The following is a 6,007-nucleotide window of genomic DNA, read 5'->3' as shown; positions in this document are numbered from 1 at the left end:
AGCGCCAATAGCGCTGCAATTACAGTGAATAATAAATTAAACCTGATACATTTTGCACAAATAGTGGGAAACCGCATCATCAGCGTTTGAGCCAATCACTTCCATTTCTGGCAGGATATCTTTCAAGCGCTGGTGAGCATCTTGCATAATACAGCCCTTACCTGCTACCGCCAGCATTTCAAAGTCATTCATGCCATCGCCAAAAGCAATACAATCACTCAGTTTATAACCCATAGCTTGAGCCACTTGCTCAAGTGCATGACCTTTCGAAACACCACCAGCCATAACTTCCAGACAATTGCGCAACGAGAAACTCACATTGACTCTATCACCCCAACGCGCTTTGATTTTCTCTTCCAACGTAACCAATAGATCATGATCGCCGCAGGTAAAATAAACTTTACATACATCATCGATTTTAAAGTTGTCACGTTCAAAAAGTTGATAATGAAACACTGATTCCTGAAAAAATTCTTTCTGTTCAGGACATTCACGATTCATATACCAGTGATCATGACAATAATAATTCGTCAGAATATCAGTGTTATCAAACTCCATTAGGCACAAATCATGCACGATCTCAGGATCAACATTGTGACTGAAAACCAGTTCACCCATAGCATTGTGTACCCGAGCGCCATTGGAAGTAATCATATAAGCATCAATACCAAGAACATCTCGGATTTGCGCAACATCTACATGATGACGACCAGTAGCAAAAATAAAATGAATGCCTTTATTGGTCAGTAAATTAAGAGTTTCCTTGGTGTAAGAAGTTAATTTGTGATCAGGAGACAGCAAAGTGCCATCTAAATCTGAAGCAACAATGTGATACATAGTTATCATTCCTATAATTGAATCAATTCTGGTCAAAAAAATCACAAATGGCGTTGAGGGCCTGGCTACGTAATTTATCTTTTTCAAACAGGATCTCATGATGCGCCCCTTGAATAATCAAAGGTGAACGTTCTTTGATGAAAGCCCCCGCTTTATTACGTGATTCACAAAAAGCCCGTAATCGGCAATTATTAACAACCTTATCTTCACTGGCTTTTAAAATTATCAATGGCGTCTCAATTTCTCCGGCTTTTTCTATCAGCATATCGCCAATCCAGATACTTTCCCGCACCCAACGATATGTCGGCCCCCCGATACGTAATTCAGGATAATCCGCGTAATAACGGAGGTAACGGCTATAACGTTCATAACTGTGTGTCAGCAGGTTTATCAAATAAGGCAACGGACGCCATTTCCCAGTGAGTACCGCGTAATGGTTGCGCATATCTGGCCGCTTTTCAGCCCGGTTCACCAGAAAAGTTGCCAACCAACGTGGCATAGGAAAGTTAATACCAAACATAGGAGCACAAAGGGCTGCTGCATCAAATATCTGGCTGCGACGTAATAAAAATCCCCCTAATATTGCCGCCCCCATTGAATGAGCTAATGCATAACAGTGAGAATAATGACGAGGAAGAATTTCTCTTTCTATTAATATTTCAACGTCATCAATATAATCATCAAATTTTTCTACATGCCCTTTTTGTGGATCTGCAAGCATCCTGCTGGATCGCCCCTGCCCACGATGATCAATAATAAAAACATCGTAGCCAAGGTGATAAAAATCAAATGCTACTTCCGAGTATTTAACATAACTTTCACTACGGCCAGGAAAGATAACAACCGCTCTGTCATTTTTTACCGCTGCACAAAAACGGACATAACGTATCAGTACATTATCGACACCGATAAATTCACACTCTTCCCTAGCTTGCCAAAAATCTAATAAAGGCCCGTTGGCAAAAGCAGAGAACTGCATCTCACGATTGAACCAACTTTCTTTCAACATTTCCGGCGTCATAAGCTGTCCTCAGACTATCCAAACTCCTCTAGATGTTCACAAATTAAAGCCATAAAGACGTTACCAAAACGTTCCAGTTTCCGTTGCCCTACCCCATTGATTAATAACAATTCATCAGCCGTAACCGGGCATTGCTCCGCCATTTCAATTAGCGTGACATCGTTAAATACAACAAAAGGCGGGATATTTTCTTCGTCAGCAATAGATTTCCGTAATTTACGCAGCTTGGCAAATAGTTTGCGATCATAATTACCACTATACGATTTACTTTGCTGACTACGCCCTTTCAGATTCTGTATTCGTGGAACAGCCAGTTTTAGCGAAACTTCACCACGCAATATCGGACGCGCAGCTTCCGTTAATTGTAATGCAGAATAATTGGCAATGTTTTGACTGATAAAGCCTAAATGAATAAGTTGCCGCAATACACTCATCCAGTGTTCCTGACTCTGATCCTTACCGATGCCGTAAACCGGCAAATGATCATGTCTCATATCACGGATACGCTGATTATTCGCGCCTCGGAGCACTTCAACAATATAGCCGATACCAAAGCGCTGCCCAACCCGGTAAATACAAGAAAGCGCTTTTTGGGCATCCACCAAACCATCATAATTTTTTGGTGGATCAAGACAGATATCACAGTTGCCGCAAAGAGTTTGTTTGCTTTCACCAAAGTAGTTCAATAACACCAGACGGCGGCAAGTTTGCGCTTCGGCAAAAGCCCCCATCGCATTGAGCTTGTGCCGTTCAATATCCTGCTGTGTACCCGCCTCTTTCTCTTCCAGACAACGACGAAGCCATACCATATCCGCAGGATCATAAAACAGCACCGCTTCCGCCGGCAGACCATCACGTCCAGCGCGTCCCGTTTCCTGATAATAGGATTCGATATTACGTGGAATATTAAAATGCACCACAAACCGAACATTGGGTTTATTAATTCCCATACCAAACGCCACGGTTGCCACCACCACCTGTAAATCATCACGCTGAAATGCATCCTGCACTCGCGCACGTTGACCGTTATCCAACCCGGCATGGTATGGCGCGACACTCAAGCCGCGTTTTTGTAAGCGTTCTGATATTTCTTCAACTTTGTTCCGACTGTTGCAGTAAACAATGCCGCTTTTACCTTTTTGACCGCGAATAAATAGCCACAGTTGATCTAATGGTTTGTATTTTTCTATCAAGGTATAACGGATATTGGGACGGTCAAAACTGCTGATATGGATAAGTGGATTATTAAGATTCAGTAGTCGGACAATATCATTGCGGGTAGTTTCATCAGCGGTGGCCGTCAACGCAATGACGGGTAAGGCAGGAAAGCGCTGCCTGAGCTGCCCCAACGCCCGGTATTCCGGCCGGAAATCATGGCCCCATTGTGAAATACAGTGAGCTTCATCCACAGCCAGCATTGCCGGTTGCCATTCCAGAAGTTGTTCAAGGAAGTTATCCATCATCAAACGCTCAGGAGCGATATACAACAATTTAATCATTCCCTGACGGCAACGCCGGATCACATCAATCTGCTGTTCACGGGCCTGAGTTGAATTCAGACAATCTGCCGCAACGCCATTTGCCCGCAGTTGATCCACCTGATCTTTCATTAAAGATATCAACGGGGAAACAACCAAAGTTACCCCTTCCTGTACCAGCGCCGGAATTTGGTAACACAATGATTTACCGCCACCAGTCGGCATAATGACCAGACAGTCACGCCCTTCAAGAATGGTATTGATAACTTGTTGCTGACCAGGCCGAAATTGCAAATAACCAAAGGTTTCCCGCAATACCTGCTCCGTCAGTGATATCGTATTAATGACCTCTGCGGTAGACACGCTTTTCCTCAACCATATTAAAAAATCACAGACGCCATTCAAAACGCCTGAGCATTATGCTATCTCACTCTCGAAATAATTACAGCATGTCATTGAACATCATCTCGGTATAAAAGCAGGTTTTGTTAAAGGTTATAGCCGATCAAAAATTCTCCCCCAATTCATCTTACTCATCTCAATGCAGCGCCATAACGCCACATTTTCGCCTGCTATTTAAACAAAACTAGAGTAAATCCTTACACTTACACAGTTGTTAATGATAATAATTTGTATTAATGTTATCAAAATTGAATACCCCAAAAGTCACCTGTCTAAGAGAACCGGAATGAATACCTGGAGTAAGGATGCTTATATTCGAAAATTTCAAAATTAAGCGTACCGATTTGTTTCCAGTGTATAGCGACTATGTTGGATACGATTTTTGATTATGAATAGGGATTGTTATCACCATGAGTTCACTACATATTAACTCTGATAATCACACTCTGCACCTCAACGCAGAGAACTGGCTCCATGCCAATCGCCACCTGGTGACAAAAATATTTCGTGAGCTGTGTCACGAAAAATTAATTAATCCTACCTATCATGGACAGCAACAGTACTCTCTGGCAATAGGTGACTACCAATACCATTTTCAAGCGGAGGCTTATCAGCTCGATCATATTGATATTGATGCCGCATCCGTAACCAAATTCAAGGAGAATCAATCTCAGCCACTTGATGCCATTCAACTGATTATTGAGTTGTATCCGCTACTGGAAATCCCGGAAAAAATGCTACCGATTTATCTCGATGAGATATCTAGCACCCTCTACGGTCACGCTTTTAAATATCAGTACAACCGACTTACAGCCCAAGATTTAGCTCATGCTGATTATCAAGTCGTTGAAACGGCAATGAGTGAAGGCCATCCGGTCTTTATTGCGAATAATGGCCGAATTGGTTTTGATGCCGATGATTATCAGCGCTATGCACCTGAAAGCGCCAGCCCGGTGACTTTAATCTGGATTGCGGTACATAAGAATAAAGCTATTTTTTCTGCCTTATCCGATCTTTCATACCAACAATTAATAGAAGAAGAATTGGGGAAATATCTGCCAGCCCAATTTGAACGCCACCTTAATATGTTGGGATTATGCCCGTCAGATTATTATTTGATGCCTCTCCACCCCTGGCAATGGCAGCACCGTATCGCCATCAGCTTTGCGGCAGATATTGCCAATGATAATATTGTTTATCTTGGAGAAGGCCATGATCGCTACCTCGCACAGCAATCTATCCGTACTTTCTTCAACATTACTCAACCGAAGAAGAACTACGTTAAAACCGCCCTATCCGTGCTGAACATGGGCTTTATGCGGGGGCTCGATCCACACAGCATGGTTACAACCCCATCAGTCAATGAGTGGCTCAGCAACTTAGTCCATAATGACAGTTTCTTCCAACAGAAGGGTTTTAACGTATTACGGGAACGTGCTGCTCTCGGTTATTTCAATAACTACTTTGAATCAGCCATTAAGAAAGATAGCCCACATAAGAAAATGTTGTCTGCACTGTGGCGTGAAAGCCCAATGACGTTGTTGAAAGATAACCAACGCTTGATGACAATGGCTTCGTTGCTGCATGTTGATCATCAAGGTAATTCCGTCATTGCCGCCTTAGTAAAGTATTCCGGTTTAAATCCAGAAGAGTGGGTGTCACGTTATCTCGATGCTTACCTCTCTCCATTATTGCGCTCTTTCTTCACCTATGATCTGGTGTTTATGCCACACGGCGAAAACCTGATGTTGGTATTGGATAATAACAGCCCGACAAACATGTTGATGAAAGATATTGGTGAAGAAATCGCTATTTTGAATGGTGATCTCCAATTGCCTGAAGAGATTAATTTCCTGCACGTCACTATCGAAGACGACATGAAAATTAACTATATCTTCCTGGATATTTTCGATTGTTTCTTCCGCTACCTGATTCCACTGTTGCAAAAAGATCTCAATCTGCCAGAAGAGCGTTTCTGGTTACTGGTTGCACGCTGTGTCCATAATTATCAATCACAACATCTGCATCAGATTGAAAAATTCCGTAAGTTCGATCTGTTTAAGCGGGAATTTGTTCGTACCTGCCTGAACCGCCTGCAAATGGCAAATAATCAGCAGATGATCGATCTTGACGACCGTGAAAAGAATCTCAAATTCGCCGGAACTTTAGTTAATCCACTATACGCTTTACGCCATGAATACTCGGTTACTCTTCATCAGGCAGAGCAGCAATAAATAAAAATATCAACATAGATAAATACCAGCAGATT

4 protein-coding genes are annotated in these 6,007 nt (G+C 42.5%); 1 reads left to right on the top strand and 3 read right to left on the bottom strand.

Going from position 1 to position 6,007, the window contains the following annotated elements; genetic code table 11:
* Positions 1 to 36 precede the first annotated feature (36 nt).
* Genes yigL through recQ form a run of 3 tightly spaced genes read right to left on the bottom strand, consistent with a single transcriptional unit; the run spans position 37 to position 3,699 of the window.
* Positions 37 to 837, bottom strand: a complete 801-nt coding sequence (yigL, locus tag EAE91_RS02455; protein ID WP_214087106.1) for a sugar/pyridoxal phosphate phosphatase YigL — start codon at positions 835 to 837, stop codon at positions 37 to 39.
* A gap of 22 nt (positions 838 to 859) precedes the next feature.
* Positions 860 to 1,858, bottom strand: coding sequence for a lysophospholipase L2 (gene pldB, locus EAE91_RS02450; protein WP_214087105.1), 999 nt, complete (start codon positions 1,856 to 1,858; stop codon positions 860 to 862).
* 14 nt (positions 1,859 to 1,872) lie between these two features.
* On the bottom strand, positions 1,873 to 3,699 hold the full coding sequence (gene recQ, locus EAE91_RS02445; protein ID WP_214087104.1) for an ATP-dependent DNA helicase RecQ: 1,827 nt from the start codon (positions 3,697 to 3,699) through the stop codon (positions 1,873 to 1,875).
* 449 nt (positions 3,700 to 4,148) lie between these two features.
* Here recQ and EAE91_RS02440 point away from each other — a divergent pair, with 449 nt between their 5' ends.
* On the top strand, positions 4,149 to 5,972 hold the full coding sequence (locus EAE91_RS02440; protein WP_214087103.1) for an IucA/IucC family protein: 1,824 nt from the start codon (positions 4,149 to 4,151) through the stop codon (positions 5,970 to 5,972).
* Positions 5,973 to 6,007 lie beyond the last annotated feature (35 nt).

It is taken from the genome of Photorhabdus noenieputensis (genome assembly GCF_018448935.1).
Taxonomy (GTDB): Bacteria; Pseudomonadota; Gammaproteobacteria; order Enterobacterales; family Enterobacteriaceae; genus Photorhabdus; species Photorhabdus noenieputensis.
Note: the sequence above shows the minus strand (reverse complement) of the source record. Positions and strands in the feature narration are given on the sequence as shown.

Coding starts and splice junctions, on each gene's coding strand:
- yigL (WP_214087106.1), bottom strand. CDS start 837: ATGTATCACATTGTTGCTTCAGATTTAGATGGCACTTTGCTGTCTCCT.
- pldB (WP_214087105.1), bottom strand. CDS start 1,858: ATGACGCCGGAAATGTTGAAAGAAAGTTGGTTCAATCGTGAGATGCAG.
- EAE91_RS02440 (WP_214087103.1), top strand. CDS start 4,149: ATGAGTTCACTACATATTAACTCTGATAATCACACTCTGCACCTCAAC.